18 protein-coding genes and 3 tRNA genes are annotated in these 23,179 nt (G+C 47.2%); 6 read left to right on the forward strand and 15 right to left on the reverse strand.

The genetic code is table 11. From position 1 onward, the window contains the following. Nucleotides 1–85 precede the first annotated feature (85 nt). Nucleotides 86–661, reverse strand: coding sequence for a xanthine phosphoribosyltransferase (locus CIB36_RS08085; RefSeq protein WP_093989076.1), 576 nt, complete (start codon nt 659–661; stop codon nt 86–88). 140 nt (nt 662–801) lie between these two features. Between CIB36_RS08085 and CIB36_RS08090 the strand changes: the two genes are divergently transcribed. After that, nucleotides 802–1,254, forward strand: coding sequence for a hypothetical protein (locus CIB36_RS08090; protein WP_093989077.1), 453 nt, complete (start codon nt 802–804; stop codon nt 1,252–1,254). 77 nt (nt 1,255–1,331) lie between these two features. Here CIB36_RS08090 and CIB36_RS08095 read toward each other — a convergent pair whose 3' ends face one another. The 10 genes from CIB36_RS08095 to CIB36_RS08140 form a co-directional block, all read right to left on the reverse strand. Beyond that, nucleotides 1,332–3,221, reverse strand: coding sequence for an ABC transporter ATP-binding protein (locus CIB36_RS08095; protein ID WP_093989078.1), 1,890 nt, complete (start codon nt 3,219–3,221; stop codon nt 1,332–1,334). After that, nucleotides 3,214–4,947: an ABC transporter ATP-binding protein gene (locus tag CIB36_RS08100; RefSeq protein WP_093989079.1), complete on the reverse strand. Its 1,734-nt coding sequence runs from the start codon at nt 4,945–4,947 to the stop codon at nt 3,214–3,216. The genes CIB36_RS08095 and CIB36_RS08100 overlap by 8 nt, the downstream gene beginning before the upstream one ends. Next, entirely contained in the window at nt 4,916–5,425 is a 510-nt protein-coding gene (locus tag CIB36_RS08105) for a MarR family winged helix-turn-helix transcriptional regulator (protein ID WP_093989080.1), read from the reverse strand. Before CIB36_RS08105 ends, CIB36_RS08100 begins: the two co-directional genes overlap by 32 nt. Before the next feature lie 170 nt (nt 5,426–5,595). Next, the gene (locus CIB36_RS08110; protein WP_093989081.1) at nt 5,596–6,630 is read right to left on the reverse strand and encodes an NAD(P)H-dependent amine dehydrogenase family protein; all 1,035 of its coding nucleotides are present in this window, start codon (nt 6,628–6,630) and stop codon (nt 5,596–5,598) included. A gap of 103 nt (nt 6,631–6,733) precedes the next feature. Beyond that, nucleotides 6,734–7,585, reverse strand: a complete 852-nt coding sequence (locus CIB36_RS08115) for a MerR family transcriptional regulator (protein ID WP_093989082.1) — start codon at nt 7,583–7,585, stop codon at nt 6,734–6,736. A gap of 145 nt (nt 7,586–7,730) precedes the next feature. Continuing rightward, the gene (locus CIB36_RS08120) at nt 7,731–7,925 is read right to left on the reverse strand and encodes a ferredoxin (RefSeq protein ID WP_093989083.1); all 195 of its coding nucleotides are present in this window, start codon (nt 7,923–7,925) and stop codon (nt 7,731–7,733) included. Between the two features lie 193 nt (nt 7,926–8,118). Next, nucleotides 8,119–9,723 carry a potassium/proton antiporter gene (locus tag CIB36_RS08125; RefSeq protein WP_093989084.1) on the reverse strand — a complete coding sequence of 535 codons (1,605 nt, stop codon included), beginning with the start codon at nt 9,721–9,723 and terminating at the stop codon, nt 8,119–8,121. A 149-nt stretch (nt 9,724–9,872) separates the two neighbouring features. Next, the gene (locus tag CIB36_RS08130) at nt 9,873–12,233 is read right to left on the reverse strand and encodes a glycogen/starch/alpha-glucan phosphorylase (protein WP_093989085.1); all 2,361 of its coding nucleotides are present in this window, start codon (nt 12,231–12,233) and stop codon (nt 9,873–9,875) included. A 21-nt stretch (nt 12,234–12,254) separates the two neighbouring features. Next, on the reverse strand, nt 12,255–13,727 hold the full coding sequence (gene malQ / locus CIB36_RS08135) for a 4-alpha-glucanotransferase (protein ID WP_407657466.1): 1,473 nt from the start codon (nt 13,725–13,727) through the stop codon (nt 12,255–12,257). A 13-nt stretch (nt 13,728–13,740) separates the two neighbouring features. Beyond that, nucleotides 13,741–14,787 (reverse strand): movement TGBp3 family protein, encoded by a 1,047-nt coding sequence (locus tag CIB36_RS08140; protein WP_158662634.1) that lies wholly within the window; start codon nt 14,785–14,787, stop codon nt 13,741–13,743. Between the two features lie 169 nt (nt 14,788–14,956). On the opposite strand from CIB36_RS08140, the gene CIB36_RS08145 reads away from it, so the two are divergent. The 3 genes from CIB36_RS08145 (at nt 14,957) to CIB36_RS08155 (ending at nt 15,285) form a co-directional block, all read left to right on the forward strand. Next, a tRNA-Pro gene (locus CIB36_RS08145) sits at nt 14,957–15,033 on the forward strand. A 61-nt stretch (nt 15,034–15,094) separates the two neighbouring features. Continuing rightward, nucleotides 15,095–15,170: transfer RNA gene (locus CIB36_RS08150), tRNA-Thr, on the forward strand. A 29-nt stretch (nt 15,171–15,199) separates the two neighbouring features. Further along, nucleotides 15,200–15,285 (forward strand) — tRNA-Tyr (locus CIB36_RS08155). Between the two features lie 358 nt (nt 15,286–15,643). On the opposite strand, the gene dapA is transcribed toward CIB36_RS08155, so the two are convergent. Beyond that, nucleotides 15,644–16,609, reverse strand: a complete 966-nt coding sequence (gene dapA, locus CIB36_RS08165) for a 4-hydroxy-tetrahydrodipicolinate synthase (RefSeq protein ID WP_093989089.1) — start codon at nt 16,607–16,609, stop codon at nt 15,644–15,646. A gap of 47 nt (nt 16,610–16,656) precedes the next feature. Next, nucleotides 16,657–17,019: a hypothetical protein gene (locus CIB36_RS08170; protein WP_093989090.1), complete on the reverse strand. Its 363-nt coding sequence runs from the start codon at nt 17,017–17,019 to the stop codon at nt 16,657–16,659. 455 nt (nt 17,020–17,474) lie between these two features. On the opposite strand from CIB36_RS08170, the gene CIB36_RS13295 reads away from it, so the two are divergent. Together CIB36_RS13295 and ilvD are read left to right on the forward strand one after the other, a co-directional pair. Next, nucleotides 17,475–17,615 (forward strand): hypothetical protein, encoded by a 141-nt coding sequence (locus tag CIB36_RS13295; protein WP_158662635.1) that lies wholly within the window; start codon nt 17,475–17,477, stop codon nt 17,613–17,615. Between the two features lie 15 nt (nt 17,616–17,630). Then, on the forward strand, nt 17,631–19,358 hold the full coding sequence (ilvD, locus tag CIB36_RS08175; protein WP_093989091.1) for a dihydroxy-acid dehydratase: 1,728 nt from the start codon (nt 17,631–17,633) through the stop codon (nt 19,356–19,358). A 270-nt stretch (nt 19,359–19,628) separates the two neighbouring features. Here the strand turns inward: ilvD and CIB36_RS08180 are convergent, their stop codons facing one another. Together CIB36_RS08180 and CIB36_RS08185 are read right to left on the reverse strand one after the other, a co-directional pair. Further along, on the reverse strand, nt 19,629–20,978 hold the full coding sequence (locus CIB36_RS08180) for an MATE family efflux transporter (protein ID WP_093989092.1): 1,350 nt from the start codon (nt 20,976–20,978) through the stop codon (nt 19,629–19,631). A gap of 135 nt (nt 20,979–21,113) precedes the next feature. Next, complete coding sequence (locus CIB36_RS08185) at nt 21,114–23,042, reverse strand: DUF5060 domain-containing protein (protein ID WP_093989093.1); 1,929 nt, start codon at nt 23,040–23,042, stop codon at nt 21,114–21,116. Nucleotides 23,043–23,179: the final 137 nt, after the last annotated feature.

Raw genomic sequence — 23,179 nt, forward strand, 5'->3', positions numbered from 1 at the left:
TTCTACAATTTTATACATTATCGGTGAACTTTCTTGACAAGTTCCCTAAATAAAAGAAAAACCGGTAAAAATACCGGTTTTTCTTTTATTCCCGAAAGGTTATAGTTTGGTCTGAAATTGATGAAATGACAGCCAGTGATTCCAGACGGATTCCCTTTTCCCGAATCATTTTTCCACCTTCCTGGAATCCTTTTTCTATCACGATTCCGCACCCGGCAAGCGCCGCCCCCGCCTGCTCCACAAGATCCGATAGCCCCAGCAGAGCCTGTCCCTTTGCTAAAAAATCGTCAATGATCAGCACATTGTCTTCTGGGACGAGAAACTGCTTTTCCACCTGGATCTGATAGGTGATCCCTTTTGTAAATGAACGCACTTCTGAAGTAAGCAGAACGCCATCCAAATTTTTAGAGCGTGTCTTTTTGGCAAATATGACCGGAACATAGTCAAAATACTGCGCCGCAATCGCCGCAATCCCAATTCCGGAAGCCTCGATTGTCAGGATTTTCGTGATTTTTTGATCCGAAAACCGGCGCGCAAATTCCTCTCCAACTGCTTCCAGCAGCCGAATATCCATCTGGTGGTTCAGGAAGCTGTCCACCTTTAAAATATTCCCCTCTTTCACTTTTCCATCCTTTAAAATCCGTTGCTTTAACAGTTCCATCCATATTTCCTCCGTTCTCCTTTGTTATGATGCTTATTGTATCACAAACACGAAAAAAAGAACAGCTCTCCGGTATCCAGTCACCAAAGAGAGCCTAGACCGCATAGAATAGACTGTCATGCAGCTAAAGGAGCCCTATTATGAAAAACTTGATCCTCAATCCCCGGCGCATCCCAGACAGGAATAACGCGCCAAAATATTTCACATCATCCGGAATCAATTTTGACCATTGCTGGATCAACGGATTCCGCACCTGCAGTCTGACCCGGGAGGATACCGACAAGGAAGACACCTTCGAGGCGTATAGCCAGGCGATTCCTGTACAGGGTCAGCGAGCCATAAAATGGGGATACCATATCCGGGCAGTCGAAGCGCAAAACGTAATTTTAACCGCCCGTTTTTATGACGAGACCGGCGTGCTCCTGCACACCTTAAAACAGCCGATCGCAAACTGGCTCACTCCGGAATGGCAATGGCGGCTTGCCCGGTTCCCCATTCCGCCCGGTGCACAAACCGCCCGGCTTTCCATAGAATTTTCCGGAAAAATTACGGCGTGCACCTTTTACGGCCCTACTGCATTTTACTGCAAATGATCCTTCATCGTTCTAAAGTATTAGTGATTCGTTCTGAGAAAAAAGGACTGCCTCCTTTTGGAAGCAGTCCTTTTCGGTTATGAAAGCTCCAGTTTTCCAGTATAAAGCTGGTAGTAGGTGCCCTTTTGTGCGATCAAGTCCTCGTGGCTTCCACGCTCAATGATCCTGCCGTGCTCCAGTACCATAATGGCGTCGCTGTTACGGATGGTGGACAAACGGTGCGCGATCACAAATACTGTGCGCCCCTTCATCAGGTTATCCATCCCCCGCTGCACGATACTTTCGGTACGGGTATCAATGCTGGATGTTGCTTCATCCAAAATCAAGACAGGCGGGTCAGCCACCGCGGCGCGGGCGATCGACAACAGCTGCCGCTGTCCTTGGGACAATTCTTCCCCGTCCCCGCTGATCATGGTCTGGTAACCGTTCGGCAGCATCCGGATAAACTGATCCGCATGCGCCAGCCTTGCCGCACGGTAAATTTCCTCTTCAGTGGCGTCGATCTTGCCATAACGGATATTGTCCATAATGGTCCCGGTAAACAGGTGGGTATCCTGCAGAACAATTCCCAAAGAACGTCTTAAATCCGCTTTTTTGATCTTATTGATATTGATCCCGTCATACCGGATCTTTCCGTCCTGCACGTCATAAAAACGGTTGATCAGGTTGGTGATCGTGGTCTTTCCAGCGCCGGTGGAACCAACAAACGCCAGCTTCTGCCCCGGCTTTGCATATAAAGTAATGTCGTGCAGGACCATCTGCTCCTCATTGTACCCAAAGGTCATGTCAAAGAACCGGACATCGCCTTTGAGTTCAGTATAGGTGACGCTTCCATCCTCCTGGTGCGGATGCTTCCACGCCCATAGACCGGTCCGTTCAGGGCATTCCTCAATGGTGCCATCCGGCCGTTTTTTCGCATTGACCAGAGTGACATACCCCTCGTCTACTTCCGGCTCCTCGTCGATCATCTCAAAAATCCGGCCTGCCCCGGCCAGCGCCATAATAATCGAGTTAAACTGCTGCGCCACCTGCATAAACGGCTGGGTAAAGCTTTTTGTAAACTGCAAATAAGAGGCCATGACCCCCAGCGTGATCCCCCCTATACCAAAGACGGACAGGAATCCGCCCAAAACAGCGGTCAAAACAAACTGCAGGTTTCCCAAATTCCCAATGACCGGGCCCATCATATTGGCATAGGTATTGGCGTTTGCCGCGCTGTCATAAAGCTGGTCGTTTAAGGCGTCAAATTCCTCTTCAGAGACCCGCTCATGGTTAAAGATCTTCACCACACGCTGGCCGTTCATCCGCTCTTCAATAAAGCCGGTCACGTTTGCCAGATCCATCTGTTGCTTCACGAAATACTTTCCGCTGTTCCCGCCGATTTTTTTTGTCACGAAAATCAATAGAAAGATCATGAGGACCGCCAGCAAAGTCAGCAGCGGGCTAAGCGCCAGCATGGTGATAAAGGTAACGATGATGGTAAACAGACTCATCAGAACCTGCGGGATCGACTGGTTGATCATCTGGCGCAGGGTGTCCGTATCGTTGGTGTACAGACTCATCACCGAACCGTTGGTGTGCTGGTCAAAATAGCGGATCGGGAGCGTTTGCATATGTTCAAACATCTCATCCCGCACCTTTTTCAAAACGCCTTGGCCGATCCTTACCATCATTCTGGTATAGATAAAGGCCGCGATAACGCCCGCAAGGAAGATGCCGCCAAGAACTGCCAGCGCGCCGTACAGTTCAGCAAAGTTAGGCTTCTGCTGGCCAATCAGTGGGATTATAAAATCGTCCAGTAAAAATTTCAAGGACAGGGAAACAGAAATGGAGGCGACAGAACTCACCAGAATGCAGACTACGACAATAATAAACGAAACCTTGTAATCCTGCGTTACATACTTTAACAGTCGTTTCCCTGTTTTCAAAGCATTTTTATCCAGCTTTGGCTTTTGTGCTCTACTCATTGTTTTCCCCTCCCTTCACCTGTGATTCATATACTTCCCGGTAAATGGTATTCGTCTTTAACAATTCTTCCGATGTGCCGATCCCATTGATCCTGCCGTCATCCAATACGATGATCTGGTCCGCATCCTCGATCGAGGAGACCCTCTGTGCAATGATGATTTTGGTCGTATCCGGAATCTCTTCCCGGAACGCCTTACGGATCAGCGCGTCGGTTTTGGTATCCACCGCACTGGTGGAATCGTCTAATATCAATACCTTTGGCTTTTTCAGCAGCGCCCGGGCAATACAAAGCCGCTGTTTCTGCCCGCCGGAAACGTTGTTCCCGCCCTGAACGATCATGGTGTCATAGCCATGCGGGAAATCCTGCACAAACCCATCGGCCTGTGCCAAACGACAGACACGCCGTACTTCCTCGTCGCTGGCATCCCTATCCCCCCAGCGGATGTTTTCGTAGATCGTTCCGGAAAACAGAACATTTTTCTGTAAAACCATAGACACCTGGTCGCGCAGGGCTTCCAAGCCATATTTGCGCACATCGATCCCGCCGACCCTGACACAGCCGGAAGTGACGTCGTAAAGCCTTGGGATCAGCTGTACCAACGTGGATTTCGCGCTCCCCGTCCCGCCGATAATCCCAATCGTCTGACCGGATCTGATGTGCAGGTCAACATCCTTCAGCGCAAGGTTTCCGCCCTCGCCGGCATAGCTAAAGCTCACGTGATCAAAATCAATATCCCCGTTGGGAACCTCGTGGATTGCGTCCGGTACATCCTGCATCTCCGGTTCTTCTTCCAAAACCTCTTTGATACGGTCGCTGGAAGCTTCCGCGATCATAATCATGACAAACACAAAGGAAACCATCATCAAAGAGCTGAGGATCTGGATCGCGTAGATGATCACGCTGGTCAATTCCCCAGTTTCCATGGTCTGAAGCACAATGCTCCTCCCGCCGATCATCACCATCAGTAGAACGACCCCGTACATGGTAAACTGCATAACCGGCGAGTTCCATGCGACGATCTTCTCCGCTTTGGTAAACAGCTCGTATACGATTTTGGAAATCCCATGAAACTTTTTTATCTCATGGTCTTCCCGCACATATGCTTTTACGACTCTGGCCGCATTGACGTTTTCCTGTACAGTGTTGTTCAGTATGTCATATTCGTCAAACACCTGAATAAAGTGAGGATGCGCCTTTTTCGCAATTAAAATCAGCACCCCTCCCAACACAGGAATTGTCACCAGCAAAATCAAAGCGATCGGCATGCTGATGGTCATAGTCATAACCAGCGACAAAACGATCATGATCGGCGCACGTGCCAAAAGGCGGATGCTCATCATGTATGCCATTTGTACGTTGGTAATGTCGGTAGTCAGCCTTGTTACCAAGCTGGAGGTGGAAAAGCGGTCGATATTTTTAAACGAAAACTGCTGCACCTTGTAAAAAATATCGTGCCGCAGGTTTTTGGCATATCCGGCGCCAGCCTGGGCTGCCATTTTCCCGGCTTTCACCCCGAAATATAGGGCAAGCATTGCCATAATGACCAGGATCAGGCCCATTTTGACAATATAAGCCAAATCCCCGTTTTGGATACCGACGTCAATGATTTTTGCCATCTGCAACGGAATAAGTACTTCCATCAGCACTTCCAGAATAACAAAAATCGGCGCTAAAATAGATTCTTTTTTGAATTCACGGATTGATTGAAATAGTTTTCGATTCATCGCGTCTTCTCCTTTCTTCTTTCTTCTCTTCTTCCATCAGGTTTTCAAAAACCTTCCAAAGCACCAGTTTGCAGGCTTCATAGTCTTCCCTTGGGATCCCCTGTTCCATCCTCGCTTCATTTTCACGGATGTTTTCCAAAATCTTTTCCCGGTATCCCTCCGCCTTTTTGGTAGGGACCAGCCGCTTTAAGCGTCCATCCTGTTCCACGCTTTCCCGGGAAATGAAACCTTTCTTTTCAAGTAATTGCAGGATCCCCGTCGCCGTAGACTTTCTAATGTGGAACTCCTCTTCAATGTCCTTTTGGTACAGGTCCAGATGCAGGGAACGCAGCAGGATAAACCGCAGCACAAGCCTTTGCATATGGGTCAAGTCGCTGGGGCCGGCCTCCATGCTGTCCCGCCGCTTTAGCTGGTTAGACAGCATATGGACAAGCTTTCCCATGTGCATGTCCCATACATTTTCCTTCTCCTTTTCCATCATTTCACCTCAAACTTTGTTCGCTTCCTAACTATTATAGGGATAATTAAATTATTTGTCAACCAAGATCCCTTGCATTTTGGTTCATTTAACAAAATGGTAATCAGTTTCCTTTTTCTCTCTATAAAAAATACCCTGCGGGTTTTCCCGCAGGGTAAAAGTTCATCCTATTAGTCCACATACAAATGCATCGGCCAGGTCAAATATTCCAAATCATCCAGCTTTTCAGCAGTGATATAGCCAGCCGGCGCATTGAGGATCGTTGGGATCCGGTTGACAACGGAAGCGCAGGTGTGTGCCGGCGTATCCGGTTTTTTCACACTGAATACGGTGTCCGGTTCCCCTTTGATGGTCCAATCACACATATCGCCGTCATCCGGCCCGTAAACTTTTCCAATGCACTGGGTTTCAATGACCGGGCCCTGGAATGTTTCAGTAGTCACTACCGCGCTCATTCCAATGCAGTTGCCCTTGGGGATGGTTTCGCCGATCGTTTCGCACCACAGATCCGTATCATAGAAATACGGGACGCATTTCTGGGTCATGGATTTGATTGTCAATCCTAGTTTATTGCACAGCGCTTCATTCGAGTTCCAAACATAAGCCGGTTCTAGGGTCGTCGGATGCGCAATTTTTTCTTCAAATTCTTCCGGGGTCAGACCAACGCCGTGGGCCTTAGCCAGAGCCAGACCGTAGTCCTCTACGTTGTAGCTGACAGCGCCTTCGATCCGGTCGATCCGGTGTACCGCGCCTGCGACAGTGCCGATCCAGTTTGCCCAGAAAATGTCCTGCATCCCCGTTCCGGTGATGGTGCAGTTATTTTCCTTTGCCAGTTTATCCAAACGGTTTGTGATCCCAGCGGCTGTAGTCCACGGGTAGATCGCCTCTTCACAGGTGGTAACGACATTGATCCCGCGAGAGAGGCAGCGGATAAAGTGTTCTTCCACATCCGTCATAAAACTGAACAAGGTCACGATCGCAATGTCCGCGTCGCATTCATCTAATACGGCGTCTGCATCGCTGCGGATCGGGACATTCAGCTTCACACCCAGTTGTGCAAAATCGCCAACATCCATTCCGACTACTTCCGGGTTGACATCGATCGCGCCAACAATCTCCGCACCCTTTTCATACAGATAACGCAAAGTGTATTTTGCCATTTTTCCGCAGCCATACTGCACTACGCGAATTTTTTCACAATTCATGTTCTTAACCTCTCTTTACTTTTATAAATTCACAGTTAGCATGCCCAATCTGTGTAATTTTAGTATAGAGGTTATACCTGTTATAAGGTCAATTGGATTTTTGTCAGTTTTTTAACGTTCTTTTTGTGCAATATGCCACCGGCACCTGAAGTCGTAAAAACATTTTCCTTTCCCCGCTGAAAGAAAGCGGTATATCTGCGATCGCTTCGCATAGGTAATCCCCGCACACCTCACAGTTTTGTGCCCGAATATATGCCAAGAGCTTTTTGGCATATTCTTTTTCCTTATAAAAATCATCACAGTAAATGCAGGCATAATTGCCCGCTGGGAAGGTCGTGATCAATTCGTCCGAAACAAACTCCCGGTCCACAAACACGAACGCCTCGGTAGAATAAAATTCCTGCTTTTGAAACAGTTCCTGCCGCAAAACTGTCCCGGCATTGCAAAAATAAATTTGGGGCAGCTTATTTTTTACCAATCCGTCCTGTAATTTGCGTAGTACAGTCTCATAGATCTCCAGTCCATGCTCGTAAAAATTGATCTGCGTATCCGCCAGATACGCCTGCCGCTGCGGAATATATTCCATCTGCACCCGTCCGTCAGGCGGGGCATACCGGTAACGAGAAAAGCTTTCGATCGTTCTGGAAAGCGCCTTCTGCCGGCATTTCAGCGTCCGGATCTCCTCGTCTGTCTGACGTTGTTTTTCCCGCAGCGCCCGCTCGATCCCGTCAATATCCTGTTCCTTGAGCTGCCGTTTGATTTCTTTCAAGCTGATTCCCAAAGACTTCATATACTGGATAATATCAAGCAAGGCGCTCTGCTTAATATCGTAATATCGGTATCCGTTTTCTCCCCGCACATTCGGGCGCAGCAGGCCCTCTTTATCATAAAGCCGCAATGTCTGCTCGGATACATGGTTCAGCCGCGCCATCTGGCCAACTGTCAACAACTGCACAACAACACCTCCCGGTATCTCTATTTTTCCACATTATACCAGATATAAGGTTTCGCTTCCAGATAAAACTTGTATCCGATCCGTTAATTTTTATCTTCCCCCTCCAAAAAGAAACGGCGGGAAACTTTTCCCGCCGTTTCTTTTGCTATTCTCTGTCTGCGCTGACCTCGATCGCGCTGACCGGACAGCTTTCCTGTGCTTCTACCGCCTGGCTCTCCATTTCTTCCGACACCTCGGCGATCACCTGCGCCACATCCTCGTCCGTCATTTCAAATACCTCCGGGCAAATTCCCACACAAAGGCCGCAGCCGATGCAGTTTTCATTGACATATGCTTTCATTGTTCATTCTCCCTTGTAAAAATTCATTTGGCCTGAAAAGGATTCCCGGCCTTACTGCTATTTTTTCCAGAATGTTCCGGATTCATACAGCAGCTTCAAAATTTTCCCATAAAGGCGTTTCTGAACGCATTATCCGTTTTCGATTCCCAAGTAAACCGCATCAAAAAGCCCCCGGACATTGCCGGGGGGAGGATCATCCCTCTTCCTTTGCAAAATGAGCTATCACCAGCGTATCTTCTTGATGGATCACTGTCCGCCCATAGGGGATCAACGTCTTTCCTTTCCGCTGGATCGCAACGATCAACGAATTTTCTAACATCTCGATCTCCTGCAAAGACTGTTTTTCCCATTTGTGGCCTTTGGGGATGTTCATCTCATACAAAGATAAATTAGCCCGGTCCTCAAACGTCTTGGCAGTTACCACCAATAAGTCGCCCGGCAAAAGCTGCGTATTCCCGTTCGGGATGATATTTCCTTCTTTGCGGATGATCAGCGCCACCAAAAAATCAGGGGCAAGCGCAAAATCCTTTAATTTCCGGTATGCCAGCGCGTGGCGCTCTGTAATATGGATCTTCACAAAGCTGATGTCGCTGTCTTCCTGATAGTCGTTAAAGGTCCGGGAAACTTCTGCATGACGGTCAATCATCTTCAGCTTTTTAGATACCCATGGCAGAAACGTCCCCTGAATCGCCATAGAGAACAATACGATACAGAACACTAGGTTAAACAGATTGTATTTCATCGGTACCTTGTTCAGCACCACATAGATCGCAAACACGATAGATGCGACCCCGCGCAGGCCGGACCAGGACACCAGTCCAATCTGTGCAAGCGGAGCGCGGAACGGCAGCAAGATCGCCGAAACCGCCGCCGGACGTGCGACCAAGGTAAGAAAAAGCGTGATCAGCAGCGCAGGCAAAACCACTTCCGAAAGCTCGACTGGAGTGACCAAAAGGCCCAACAGGAAGAAGATCATCATCTGCGCAATGCCTGTCACCGCGTCAAAAAAGTGTACCTGCTCCTTTTTCTGTGGGATATATCCATTTCCCAAAATGATACCGCTCAAATAAACGCTTAAATAGCCGTTTCCGCCTAATACAGACGGCAACGCAAAAGCCAGTAAAGCGATCCCAAACAGAAAGATGGCCCTGCCCTGCTCCATATAAAAGGAAAATCGATTGAGCAAATACAGCCCTAATTTCCCTAGGACTACACCAAAAAAAAGTCCGAAAGCAATTTGTTTGAATAAGACCAGTGGTACGGAAATATCTTGTCCCAGCAGCAGGGACACCATTAAAATGGTCAGCATATAGGAGATCGGGTCGTTTGAACCGGATTCCATCTCCAACATGGAAGCCGTATTATGCTTTAGGTCAAACTTCTGTGAACGCAGGATATTGAACACAGAAGCCGCGTCGGTTGAAGAGACGACAGAACCGATCAGCATGCTTTCGATCCAGGGAAGCCGAAGGCAAAAATGAATAAAACAGCCAAGAAAAGCGGCAGTCATCACTACCCCGACTGTTGACAGCAGGATCGACTGCGCCGCTACCGGCCTAGCCGCCTGCAGGTTGGTGCCGAATCCGCCGTAAAACATAACAAAGACCAAACAGATCGAACAGATATGTTCAGAGATCCGGTAATCGTCAAAAGCAATCCCCAAAAAGCCGTTTACGCCAAAACACATTCCAAGACCAATGAAAATCAGCAGTGACGGAACCGGTAATTTTTCTGCAAACCGGCTCAGCAAAATACACAAAATGATCACCGTCCCGGCCAACAACAAATACATACTCATCGTATCGCCTCCTTTTTTAAAATCATTTTCTTTTTTATTATAACAGATTACAGCGCTAAATTCATCATTTTTTGTTCTTTGTTTGTCAGGCTTTCATGAAAAAAAGAAGGGGGAACACAAAAGGTTCCTCCTTCTTCCTTTTCTTCAATTTAGAGCAGTCCCCAAATCTCCCGCGCATACTGTTTCACGGTGCGGTCGCTGGAGAACTTCCCAGCGTTTGCAATGTTTAACAGGCGCTTTTTCGCAAAGGCAAGGCTGTCTTTATAATCACGGTTTACCTGTAATTTTTTGTCCAGATAGTCTTTCAAGTCGTAAAGCAGGTAATAATTATCTGCCTTGTGCCAGCTCGCCCCTTCCAACAGCGATGTGTACAGTTCCCGGAACATTCCGGTCCCTTCATCATCAAAAGTGCCGTCGACCAGGGTGTCAACCACTCGTTTGATACGCGGATCTTGCTCATAAACTGTTTTCGGGTCATAGCTGGGCGCTATTTGGGCAATCTCCTCTACCCGGGCGCCGAAGATATAGTTATTCTCTTCCCCAGCCTGCTCCACGATCTCTACGTTGGCGCCGTCATAGGTTCCCAGCGTGACCGCGCCATTGAGCATGAATTTCATATTCCCAGTACCGGAGGCTTCTGTCCCCGCGGTAGAGATCTGCTCCGAAACATCGGCGGCTGGAATCAGTTTTTCCGCGTAGGATACCCGGTAGTTGCTGACGAATTTCACTGCAAGGCGGTCCTTTACGTCAGGGTCATTGTTGACAAGCTCTGCAATGCAGTTAATGTATTTGATGATCCCTTTTGCACGGTAATAACCGGGGGCAGATTTCGCCCCGAATAGGAATACCGTTGGAGTAAAGTCTTTGAGTCCGCCCTCTTTCATGGTAAAATACAGATCCATGATGGAAAAGGCGTTCAATAACTGGCGTTTATATTCGTGCAGGCGTTTTACCTGAATATCAAAGATAAAATTCGGGTCTAAGGCAAAGTCCTCTTCCCGCTTCACATAGTCGCAAAGAGTGCGTTTATTCTCCAGCTTAATCTGATTCAGGCGTTTCAAAATATTTTCGTCATCCTGATATGCTTCCAGCTTTTTCAGCTCCTCCAGATCAGTCAGCCAACCGTCGCCGATCAGCTCAGTGATCATGGCAGAAAGCTGAGGATTGCACAAACCAAGCCATCTGCGCTGGGTGATTCCGTTCGTTTTGTTCTGGAAACGCTCCGGGTAAAGCGCATACCATTCCTTTAACGCGTCATTTTTCAGGATCTCCGTGTGGATCTGCGCCACTCCGTTGGTTGCAGAAGATGCGTAGATCGCCATCCGCGCCATATGGATCAAATCCCCGTCAATGATCCGGTACTGTGCCAGTTCTTCCTGAGATACTCCTTTTTGTGTAAGATCCTCCACCAAATGGCGGTCTAATAACACTACCATTTTGTACACCTGAGGGATCACAGAACGGAATAGAGATACGTTCCATTTTTCCAAGGCTTCGGGCATGATGGTATGGTTGGTGTAAGCAAATGTTTTGCAGGCGATCTCAAACGCCTCCTGAAATGCTACGCCCTCCCCGTTGACAAGTAGGCGCAATAGTTCCGGGATAGAAACGGTTGGATGTGTATCATTCAACTGGATCGCGGCAACCTCCGGCAACTTAGAAAAATTATTGCCGTACTGCTTTTTAAATTTGTGCAGGATGTCCTGCAAGGAGGCGCTGCTGAAGAAATACTGTTGCTTTAACCGCAGGCGTTTCCCCGCATTGGTATCGTCATTCGGATAAAGGACTTTGGAGATGTTTTCCGCGTCATTGCGTTCCTTCACCGCTTTGTCATATTTCTGCTCGTTAAACAGCGCTAAATCAAAATCATGCACCGCTTCGCTCTGCCACAGGCGCAGGGTCCCCACGTTTTCAGTGCGGCAGCCGATGATCGGCATATCATACGGTACCGCCTTTACCGTTTGGCGGGCAAAGTGGATCAGCACGCTTTCCTCTTCCCGGCGGATACTCCATGGATCGCCGAAGCGCTGCCAGTCGTCCGGCATTTCTTTCTGGAAGCCGTTTTCAAAGTACTGCTTGAACAGCCCGTACTGGTACCGGATGCCGTACCCATCCAGCGGGATATTCTGGGTCGCAGCAGAATCCAAAAAGCAGGCTGCCAAACGTCCCAAGCCGCCGTTTCCCAGCGCATCATCCTCAATTTCCTCCAGCATAATAAGATCCACGCCCTTTTCCTCCAGTGCTTTGCGGACCTCATCTAAGACCCCAAGGCAGTACAGGTTATTGAATACTGCACGGCCCATCAAAAATTCTGCGGAAAAATAATAGGCCCGTTTCCCCGCGGCATGGTTTTCCTCGCTTTTGGTCCAGCGGCTGTGGATTTGTGCCATCACCGCCTTGGACAATGCATAATGCAGTTCCTTGGGAGTAGCCTGCTGCAGCGTTTTAAAAGATTCCGCCTGTAAAAGTTCTTCCGTTTTCTGCATGATCGCAGATGCTGTTTGATTCATCGTTTTCCTCCTGAATATTCGTTACCGCGCATAAGTCTGGCACAGGTCTTTGATTTTTTGGGCCAGCTCGTCAGTAAATGCGCCCGCTTTCATCCGCCATTTCCAGTTGTTCCCGCCCAGAGTAGAGGGCGTATTCATCCTTGCCTCGCTTCCCAGTTCCAGAAAATCCTGCATGGGGATCACAGCAAGGTTTGCGGTGCTCATATAAGCAGCCCGGATAAAGTCCCAGTTATAGCATTTTTTCCGCCCTAGCTGCAGGTATTTACGGGCGCACATTCTGTCAGCCCGGCAAATTTCCCTGTACCAGCCTGCAAGGGTATTGTTGTCGTGGGTGCCGGTGTAAACAACACAGTTTTTGTCATAGTTGTGCGGCAAATAGTCGCTCTCTTCCCGGGAATCAAATGCGAATTGCAGCACCTTCATCCCTGGATAGCCGGACTGTTTTAAAAGCTTGTAAACACTTGGCGTCAAAAAGCCTAAGTCCTCTGCAATAATGTCCAGTTTTCCCAGCTTTTTCTCTACGGTTTTGAAAAAGTCATATCCCGGGCCTTTTTCCCAACGGCCAAATTCAGCGGTCTTGTCGCCATAAGGGATCGCATAATATTCATCAAACCCGCGGAAGTGGTCGATCCGTACTGTATCATAAAGGGTAAAGGAATACTGGATGCGCTTGACCCACCAGGCATATCCGTTTTCCTTGTGCTTTGGCCAGTCGTACAGAGGATTTCCCCAAAGCTGGCCGGTCGCAGAAAAAGAATCCGGCGGACATCCCGCTACACGGGTCGGGACATGGTCCTCATCCATCTGAAACAAGCTGGTATTCGCCCAAGTATCGGCGCTGTCCAGTGCCACGTAGATCGGAATATCTCCAATGATCTTGATACCCTTATTATTGACGTACAGCTTTAAAGCATTCCATTGCTTGGTAAATAAATACTGGATAAAGGAATAAAACTCGATCTCCTCGGCACATAGCTTCCGGTAGCGCTCCATTGCCTTTGGTTCCCGAAGCTTAATATCCTCTTCCCATTCCTGCCATGCAGCCTGCTGAAAATGCTGCTTCACCGCCATGTACATGGCGTAATCCTCTAACCAGTCCATCTCCTTTTTGAAAGAAATGTAATCGTTTCCATTTTTGTCAAAACGAGAAAATGCTTTCCTCAACATCAAAAAACGCGCCCGGTAAATTTTTTCATAATCAACCCTTACCGGATCATCTCCAAAATCAGCCGTTTCACATTCCTCTTTTTTTAATAGCCCCTCATCACACAGAAGCTCTAAATCAATAAAATAGGGGTTGCCGGCAAAGGTGGAAAAAGACTGGTACGGGGAATCTCCATACCCGGTGGAACCCAGCGGAAGGATCTGCCAGTATTTTTGGCCGGCCTTTTCCAGAGAATCCGCAAATTCATAAGCACTTTTTCCAAAGGTGCCAATGCCATAACGGGAGGGTAAACTGGAGATAGGCATTAAAATCCCGCTTGCTCTCATCATCAATCTTCCTTTCTTATTCAATGTAGGTTTTAATTTGTGATTTTAAAACAGATAATTTATGGGAAAGAGGGCATTCAGGCTGAAGATATTCAGAAGGAATGCCGCCGATCACATACAATACGTATAGCTCGATCCGGTCTTTGCTGACCGAAGCCTGCTGCTCCACCGTATAAAAATAGGTGTGCTCCGGAATCGTCTGGATATAATCATAATTGGGGACTCCATAGCGGAATCCTTTGGGATTATACTGCACAAACTCCTCATGCAGCGTCGCCATATCTGTTTGAACAGACATCACTGTTTCCAATATACCGACAGTTTTTTCTAAAAACAGGTATTCCCAACTTCCCTGCCCCGCACCGATCCGGTAAGATATGGATTTTCCTTGGACTTCAGCCGTGATTTGATTAGAAACATGATGGGACAATACCATATTGATATGATAGCCGCGCCTGGATAAACCGGAAAATATCTTCCGGTCAAACCGCCCCAAATAATTTTCTAAACGCTGTGCTGTCAGGGCGGCCAACTCCGTGTTTTGAAAAGCGGTATCCGAATCAACAGGGTCATCCGCTGTGTTTAAAGTAACAGTCATTTCATAGTTTTTGGCGATCCGGTCCGCATATTCTTCTGCTTCAGAAAAATCTTGGACCGCAGGAGGCTTTTCATCTTCTTGCGGCTTGCTTATCTGGCTATCATCGGGATCTGTTTCCACAGTGCTGCTGTCGTTTGTTGAAGCGGAGTTGTCAGGCGTGATAACAGGAACCGAAACCGGCGGCAATGTATCTTCTAAAATTTCTGAACTCACCCCGGATAAAAGCGATTCTTCCTGTTGCTCTTCTTTCTGACCTCCATCTTTTGGGGAACTGCCGTCCTCTTTAGAAGCAGTACTGTTCTTATGCCCGACTTTTTGATCGTTTTGTAACGTATGATAGGCACCGTTATTTTCACCAGTAATAATTATAGTAACTCCCGGACGAAAAGTCAAATAAACAGCAGCTAAAAAGGCCAGCAGCACGATCATCACTAATATTAGACAAAATACTCTCTGCTTTCTCATATTGACTTCACTCCATTTGGAAATTCTTTCCTTTATTTTACCGTATTTGTCGAAATATGTCAAAACTCACAAAGAAAAATATTTTTATAAAAGGTGTTGACAAATAAAGACTTTTCAGATATAATATAAAAGCTGTTTCATGCGTTGATGTACGGCGTCAGCAGACTGTCGAGGCGTAGCTCAGTTTGGTAGAGTGCTTGGTTTGGGACCAAGATGCCGCAGGTTCGAGTCCTGTCGCCTCGACCAATTTCTTAAAAAGATATTGACAGAGTTTTTTGGATATGCTATAATATCCAAGTGCTTAAATGCTGGTGTAGCTCAGTTGGTAGAGCAGCTGATTTGTAATCAGCAGGTCAGGGGTTCGAGTCCGTTCACCAGCTCCAATCTTTTCAAGCATATAATAATTTAATATGGTGGAGTTCCCGAGTGGCCAAAGGGGGCAGACTGTAAATCTGTTGCTTCTTAGCTTCGATGGTTCGAATCCATCCTCCACCACCAAGTGGTCCGGTCATCTATTATGACCGGACCACTTTTCTTAGATTTCATGCGGGTTTTCGGGCCTCAAAAAAGGATCGGTGTCCCATTACTGTCATCCCCGTTTAAGAAATATTTGCAAAAACAAGTGGAGTTTTCACCTGGTTTTTCAGGCTGGGAACTCCGCTTGTTTGTGTTTACCACCCTTTTTTCCTGTTGTCGAAAGTGTAAATATTTCTGGCAGATGATGTCATTCTGACGACAAGCTAGCTTCTGGTTTGAAGAACTTTCTAAAATATCAAAACGGGACAGATTTTTCTGTCCCGTTTTGATATTACAAAATTCTTTTTGACTACTGACAACCAAATAATGTGTGAACTCATTATGGATTTCTACGGCTCATCAATACACCCATCGGACGATGTATTGTTACTGTTCCAACAGAACGCCGGCGTTCTTTAGAAATTAGTCCATATTGATTCAATACATGATGTAAATGTTCTTTTAATGCGCTGTCCATACTGCACAAAGGCAAACGGCAAGGCCCTACAGGGAGCCCCATGTCGTTGAGCGCTTGTTTAACAGGGATCGGGTTAATATCTGAAAACAATGATTCGATCAACTCCAAATATCTGATCTGCAGAGTATCACTCTGCGCAGTGTCACCCTTCATAAAACTATCGCATAACAGATGAGTTTCCTCCGGTACGATATTCGCCAATACAGAAACGACCCCTTTCGCACCCAGCGCTAAGGCTGAGGTGATCTGATCGTCATTTCCTGAATAAATGTCCAGATCATCACCACACAAAGACAATATTTTTGCGATCTGTGAAAAATTCCCGCTTGCTTCTTTTACTGCCACAATATTCTCGATCTTTGATAACTTTTGATATGTTTCCGGCTGAATATTTACCCCTGTTCTAGACGGAACATTATAGAGAATGATCGGAAGATCTACAGATTCTGCACATGCTCCAAAATGCATCAACAAGCCTTTTTGAGAAGCTTTATTATAATACGGCGTAACATGCAGCAGGGCATCCGCACCCACTTTTTGTGCCATCTTAGATAAAGCAACCGCATGCATAGTATTATTACTGCCGGTTCCTGCAATAACCGGAATATTTCCATTTACTTTTTTTACAGTAAAACGGATCAGCTCCTCCTGCTCTTCATCTGTTAAGGTGGCTCCTTCACCGGTCGTTCCTGCAACCACGATTGCATCGGTATGGTGTTTTAAATGAAATCGAATTAACCATTCTACCATATTATAATTGATACTTAAATCCTCATTCATAGGAGTGACCAAAGCCACCGCCGAACCAGTGAATACGGTTTGTTTCATATCCGAAACCATCCTTCCAATATTTCAATGATATATTTGCGGACCGATTACTCTTGATAACTAATGGCCTGACATTTTGCAGCCTCCAGCAAGGATTCTTCAATAAAATGCCTTGGGGTTTCCTGTTTGCTCTCAATTATCGTTTGATCACAACGGATCGCTTCGTTTAACAACAATTTCCGGGCGAACCCCCATTCATCCGCAACAGACGCAATCGCAAACAAATCCCCATGATACCGATCACATAGCGATCCGCTGAACTCATTCCATTCAGTTTCAGAGGATGCCTGCTCCGGACAAACTTGAATAATATGATAATGTTCAGAAACCTCTTGGTCCATCGGACTATACCCTTTATCCAACAATAAAACTGTCGGGTCTTGTGTCTTGCCATATTCTTGAATTCTCATATAAACGATTCCTCCAATAGGATTATATTATTCTTTATTTCCTACACCTTACATTGTAACGATTCTTTTTAAAATTACGAGCAATATTTCATTAAAATAATGCGTCTCGCATTAAAATTTCATAAATACCTATCCTGTCCAGTTGAGAACCCTCCCGGAAGGCGCGGAACAATCAAAATGATCTTCAATCTGTTCCTTCCGAGTCACAGCCTGCGCTCAATCAAGGAAACCTTGAAACGGAAAGGATCATTGAATCGGCAGCAATCCTTTCTGTCGCCAAAATCAGAGTATGGTTTCTCCACGGGGATAATCAGGCTGCAAACCTACCACCGAAAAAATAAATTAGAGTGCCTAATCCATTGACGGATGCCTTTGAGGGTTCTATAATTGGAATAAATCATATTCTTAAGATAGGGAAGAAAAATGGGAATAAATATTCGATAGGAGGAGTCATTATGAGCATCAAGAGGTTTGTTGTTTCTTATGTGCTAAGAGTCTGCGACATGCCAGTTGCTCCGTTTGAACCGCTGGATAACACGCGAAAACAACAGGTTAGAAATATTTTGACCGCCGCTGGTATTTTTCCAACGGTTTAGGAGAAAGGACGAATTATGGAAAATCAGAATCCCAAAAGTACAAAAGAACGGCTGTTGTGGGCGCAGTTTGACGCCCTTCAGCTTGGCACCGGCTGGACTTATTCGGATATTTCTAAGCTCCAGATATTGGTAGAGGATGTATATGGTGACAGCCATCCCGGCAGCGTGCATTTGAACCAGCTTTCCGAACAGGTGAAAATCGGGATTTATGAATCAGGCGGGAAACCGGCAAGCTTTCATGCAACAGATATCTGTGATGGATGTGCCCAAGGACATAACGGAATGAACTATGTCCTTGCCTCCCGCGAAGTTTTGACTGACATGGTGGAATTACATGGAAGCGTCAACCCATGGGATGGGCTTGTACTTTTGTCCTCGTGCGATAAATCGGTTCCGGCCCACTTAAAAGCGGCAGGAAGGCTTAATTTACCGACCGTGATTGTTCCGGGCGGCAGCATGCGGCCAGGACCGGATATGTCTACCTCAATCAAAGCCGGCGATATTTCACTTCGGCAGAAACAGAAGGAGCATATCACACAGTGTGAAATTGATGATTATAAATTGACAGGCTGCCCTTCCGTGGGGGCGTGCCAGTTTTTAGGGACAGCCTCCACGATGCAGTGTATGGCCGAGGCGCTTGGAATGACGCTTCCAGGCGCCGCGTTGATTCCTGCTACGATGCGGGATATTGGCCAGTGGGCGCGCAATGCGGGGATAGCTGTTATGGAACTCGCACGCAAAGGAATTACTGCTTCTGATATTATGACGAAAGAGGCTTTTGAAAATGCAGTCATGGTGCACAGTGCGATCGGCGGCTCTACAAACGCCACGCTGCATCTGCCGTCTATCGCCGCAGAGCTAGGGATAGATCTTCCGATCGAACTCTTTGATAAGATCAACCATCAGATCCCGCATATTGCGAATGTCTATCCAAGCGGGACTCAAGTGACAGAAGCATTTTGGTTTGCGGGAGGGATCCCAATGGTGCAGTGGATGCTACGGGATTATCTGCATCTGGATGTCCTTACTGTCACAGGGAATACATTGCGTAAAAACCTGGAACAGCTGGAGCAGCAGGGCTACTTTCATCGGTATCTTGGCTATCTGCGCAACTATGGTCTGACGCGCGAGGATTTATTTACTCCGCTTGACGAGGTTTCAGAGATCGGATCGATCGCTATTTTAAAGGGAAACATTGCACCCGAGGGTTCCGTCATTAAATATTCGGCGGTCAGTCCAGATATGCGCAAGCACAAAGGACCAGTACGGGTGTTTGACAGGGAAGAAGACTGTTATGATGCCGTTGTAAATGGCATTATCGAACCAAATGATATTTTGGTTATCCGTTATGAGGGGCCGCGCGGTTCTGGGATGCCAGAGATGCTGATGACTACGGAAGCCATCGTATGTGATCCGCGTTTAAATGGGACCGTTTCCCTTTTGACTGACGGAAGGTTCTCTGGCGCTACGCGCGGAGCCTGCATTGGGCATATTTCCCCTGAAGCAGCCCGCGGCGGCCCCATTGCTTACCTTCAGGACGGGGATATTATTGAATATGACATTCCAAACCGCACCCTTTCCTTGGTGGGAACGGCCGGCGTAGAAAAGACCGAAAAAGAGATCGGTATGATTTTGGCAGAGCGCCGGCGGAATATGGAACAAAAACAGCCCGCTCCGCGCAAGGGTATTTTCAAACGGTATACCGAGTCGGCAGCATCAGCAATGAAAGGCGCCGGTATATAATGAGCCTAAAGAGCATCGCTGAAAGTAATTTGTCAATACTTTTCTGATCTATTTTGACATCCCACAATAAATATGCCAAAAGACAAAAAATGACGAGATTTTGGCATCTTCTTGTCTGTAAGAGGGAAAATAAAGATATGTCAGTTTTTTATATTTTATAGGTTAAAAGCTGTAAAGAACCATGCGAAACTTTTTAATCTTTGCGGATAAGGCATGTATTTTCCAAAAAAAGCGGCCGGTTTTCAGACCGGCCGCTTTTTCTCTTTTCTTTTATTTCTCTGCAAGGAGAAGCCCACGTTTCTTTTGCAGAGAACGGTAATAAAGAAGCCCAACAAGGTCAGCCAAAAACCAACCGATGGGAACTGATGCCCAGATCCCGATTGTCCCCACCTGCGGGATCGCCGATAACAAATATGCCAACGCCACCCGTGTTCCCAGTGAAATGATCGTAAGCACCACCGACATTCCGGGCCGTTTGATAGCGCGGTACAGCCCATACAGCAAAAACAGGCAGCCGATCCCACAGTAAAAACTGCCCTCGATCCGCAGGTACTCGATGCCAATGGCCAAAATCTCTGTTTCCTGCGGCTGGACGAAAATCAGCATCAACGGTTTTGCGAACAGCACAACTACCGCCGTAATGAGCAGACAGAACAGCACCGTTGTAATGACCGCGCTTCGCATCCCCCTGCGGATCCGGTCTTTCTTCCCCGCCCCGTAATTTTGCGCGATGAATGTGGAAAACGCGTTCCCAAAATCCTGCACCGGCATATACGCAAATGAGTCGATCTTTACAGCCGCCGCAAACGCCGCCATCACTGCCGGGCCGAAGCTGTTGACCAGCCCCTGCACCATGAGTATCCCAAAATTCATCACCGACTGCTGCAAACAGGTCAAGGAAGAAAACTGAACGATCTCTTTCACGGTTTTCCGAGTCAAGCGCAGGTGCCGCCGCTCCAAGCGGAATTCCGGCATCCTGATCAGCGTATAAATGAAAATCCCAACCCCGGAAACATACTGTGAAATCACAGTTGCCGCAGCGGCGCCCGCCACCCCAAACTGAAATACCAATACAAATACAAGATCTAATACGATATTGAGTACCGCAGACACTGCCAAGAAAATAAGCGGAAGCACTGAATTTCCGACCGCTCGCAGCAAAGAGGCAAAATAGTTATACAAAAATGTTGCCGGTATCCCCCAAAAGATCACCCACAAGTACTCCCGCATTGGCAAAACGATCTCTTGCGGGACCTGTAAAAAGCCGATGATCCAATCAAGTCCCCAAAAGGACAATCCTGTCAGCAGCAAAGCGAACACCGCGATCAAAAGAAAAGAAGCAAACAGGCTTGATTTTAATCTATCAGGATCCTTCGCCCCATAGTAAATGGAGAACACTGCGCCGCTCCCCATACAAAGTCCCAATAAAATTGAGGTTAAAAACACCATGAGCGTATAGGCCGACCCAACTGCCGCCAAAGCGTCCGCCCCCAAAAACTGCCCGACGATCAAGGTGTCCGCAACATTGTAAAACTGCTGAAGCAAATTTCCCAAGATCATAGGAAGGGCAAAAAGAAGCATTGTTTTTGTAATAGGTCCGTTTGTCAGGTCGCGGGTCATAACAATAAAAGTTCCTTTCTGATTTATGTTCCATTCTATCTTACCGAATCAAGGCTAAAATGTCAAAACGAGATATCTTTAGAAAGAAAACACGCCGCAGCTTTGCTGCGGCGCCAAAGAAAAAACGATGGATGCTTATTTGAAAGTTCTTTCGATCTCAGTTGCCCCGGAGTCTACCTCTTCTTTTGTTTTGCGGTAAACTTCATAGGTGGTGGTTTCATTTTCCTCCATGCTGATTTCATATTCCCGGTCGATCTTATTCAGTTTGAATGCCCAGTCTTCATCAGTCGGGTAAGCCGGCAGATGAAGCATCCCAAGGTAATCCACCTGAATCTCCACAGGGTCGGACCATTCCCCGGTTCTGACATCAAACCAAGTAAGGTTATAATACTCAAAGGGACGCAATGCGCGGATCGCGGTACGCGGGCATTCTTTCTCTACATATCCCATAACCAGATCGCGTTTTTTAGTGGCGGCTGCAAATGCCCAGCCACGGTAGCCATATGGATTTCCAGTCTTATTCGGGGTAATCAACTCTGCATTCGGGATCAGCTCCTGATAGCGCAGCCCTTCAGAAAGCAGGAAATCACGCAGGTATTTCACCTGATAGCTTGCCGGGAAGGTCATGGTGTCCCATACATTGTAGATGTTATTCTCTTCAATATTGCCGCCCCAGCCGCCTTCATAGCCTGCTAAAATCCCGCCGAATGCGCCGGACAATGCGCTTCCGTAATAACCGGTACGACAGTTCATGTGGTCTTCCGGATCATCAATAGTCATATTGTTTCGGATGCTGACAAAATTCCCGTCGTCATCCAGCTTCAGCCCAGTTTCCGGATGCCCGGAATAGTACGGTTCCCCATTGATCGCCGGGCAGGCTGGGTCTGCGTGGTATGCATCGGTAAGGTACCAGTAAAATTCGTGTTCCCGCCAGTTCCCAAGCTGGTGGAAGGTCAGCCAGTGCTGTTCATCCGGACCGCCGTAATTGATTAAAGTACTTGGAGAAGCATTCGTCCCCATCAGGGTTCCAAACGGCGGCTGGCCATAAATGTCTACAAACAGGTTGATCGCTTCATTAAATTCACGGCTGTCGATGGTATTCATCCGGATGTCAAAATGGATCGGGCTGAAGAAGCAGTTGTTTGTCTGATAACGCGCAAAGATATACTGGATATAACGGGTGTATACCATTGGCCAATCATAGTAATATTTCCATGTCTTGGAGCAGTCACGGCGCATCACTTCAATAAAGACGCTTAATCCGTGTGCATTCAGCCAATCCATCTTCTTGTCTAAAACTTTAAAGTATTCCGGGTTGATCCGGTCATAATCCGGCACCACATCTTCATATCCCGCTACCTTTCCCGGGAAGAAGAACGGCCGCCCGCCTTCGTTATGCATGTCCTTGCAGTGTGCGACTGTGCCGCGGGTGGTAATAGAAGCAGAACCGTCCGCGGTCCATGCGTTCCGGATACAAGTTTCATGTCCGTCATCCAGCATGATCCACGGGTCTTTGCCATCGTCTGCCCAGGTCGGAAAAGCCGCAATCATCCCAACCGTGTTGTATCCCTGTTTTAACCGCTGGCGTGCCATGTCTTTGATACTCATACCGGGGCCAATCGGACGTTCTGTTTCATCCTCCACCCATGGATAGCGGTATGTAGCCAAAGCCCACCATGTATCGCCTACCATAATAAACGGCGTCCCGTCAGCGTATTCCATTGCATGGCCGTTTGCCGTAGCCCGGACGATCCCGCGGCGGGTAGGATTTTCTTTCTTTTCTGCTTCCGTCCATTCGATCCCGGTAAATCCGCCCGTTTTTCCGTTCAAACCATTGTCGTCTACGTTAGAACCCGTCACATAAGTCCACAAGCCCGGTGCTGTTGCTGTAACACGGATGCGGAAGGTATTATCGCCATCCCAGAAGCCGAATACTCTTTTGTCAAATCCCGGTCCTTTCAGATCTGCCCACACCATTACTTCGGTGTAGGGGTTCTCATAGCTGTTTGCTGCATTCAGAACAATCTCGTTGGTTTCCCAAAGGTGGATCGTTTTCTTTGCCATAGAACTCACTCCTTTTATTATTTCAGTGTTTGTCTTTTCTCATTTTCAAGTAATATTTTTATAAAAACGTTATTATTGTGTCCTTATTATATATCCGCGCTTTTTAAAATGTAAATATGTAATAAACACGGTTATTT

The organism is Massiliimalia timonensis (assembly GCF_900186585.1).
Taxonomy (GTDB): domain Bacteria; phylum Bacillota; class Clostridia; order Oscillospirales; family Ruminococcaceae; genus Massiliimalia; species Massiliimalia timonensis.

Coding starts and splice junctions, on each gene's coding strand:
- CIB36_RS08185 (WP_093989093.1), bottom strand. CDS start 23,042: ATGGCAAAGAAAACGATCCACCTTTGGGAAACCAACGAGATTGTTCTG.
- malQ (WP_407657466.1), bottom strand. CDS start 13,727: ATGATGAGAGCAAGCGGGATTTTAATGCCTATCTCCAGTTTACCCTCC.
- dapA (WP_093989089.1), bottom strand. CDS start 16,609: ATGAAACAAACCGTATTCACTGGTTCGGCGGTGGCTTTGGTCACTCCT.
- CIB36_RS08090 (WP_093989077.1), top strand. CDS start 802: ATGAAAAACTTGATCCTCAATCCCCGGCGCATCCCAGACAGGAATAAC.
- CIB36_RS08125 (WP_093989084.1), bottom strand. CDS start 9,723: ATGAGTATGTATTTGTTGTTGGCCGGGACGGTGATCATTTTGTGTATT.
- CIB36_RS08170 (WP_093989090.1), bottom strand. CDS start 17,019: ATGAGAATTCAAGAATATGGCAAGACACAAGACCCGACAGTTTTATTG.
- CIB36_RS08100 (WP_093989079.1), bottom strand. CDS start 4,947: ATGAATCGAAAACTATTTCAATCAATCCGTGAATTCAAAAAAGAATCT.
- CIB36_RS08180 (WP_093989092.1), bottom strand. CDS start 20,978: ATGACCCGCGACCTGACAAACGGACCTATTACAAAAACAATGCTTCTT.
- CIB36_RS08110 (WP_093989081.1), bottom strand. CDS start 6,630: ATGAATTGTGAAAAAATTCGCGTAGTGCAGTATGGCTGCGGAAAAATG.
- CIB36_RS08095 (WP_093989078.1), bottom strand. CDS start 3,221: ATGAGTAGAGCACAAAAGCCAAAGCTGGATAAAAATGCTTTGAAAACA.
- CIB36_RS08120 (WP_093989083.1), bottom strand. CDS start 7,925: ATGAAAGCATATGTCAATGAAAACTGCATCGGCTGCGGCCTTTGTGTG.
- CIB36_RS13295 (WP_158662635.1), top strand. CDS start 17,475: ATGAGCATCAAGAGGTTTGTTGTTTCTTATGTGCTAAGAGTCTGCGAC.
- CIB36_RS08085 (WP_093989076.1), bottom strand. CDS start 661: ATGGAACTGTTAAAGCAACGGATTTTAAAGGATGGAAAAGTGAAAGAG.
- CIB36_RS08140 (WP_158662634.1), bottom strand. CDS start 14,787: ATGAGAAAGCAGAGAGTATTTTGTCTAATATTAGTGATGATCGTGCTG.
- CIB36_RS08105 (WP_093989080.1), bottom strand. CDS start 5,425: ATGGAAAAGGAGAAGGAAAATGTATGGGACATGCACATGGGAAAGCTT.
- CIB36_RS08130 (WP_093989085.1), bottom strand. CDS start 12,233: ATGAATCAAACAGCATCTGCGATCATGCAGAAAACGGAAGAACTTTTA.
- ilvD (WP_093989091.1), top strand. CDS start 17,631: ATGGAAAATCAGAATCCCAAAAGTACAAAAGAACGGCTGTTGTGGGCG.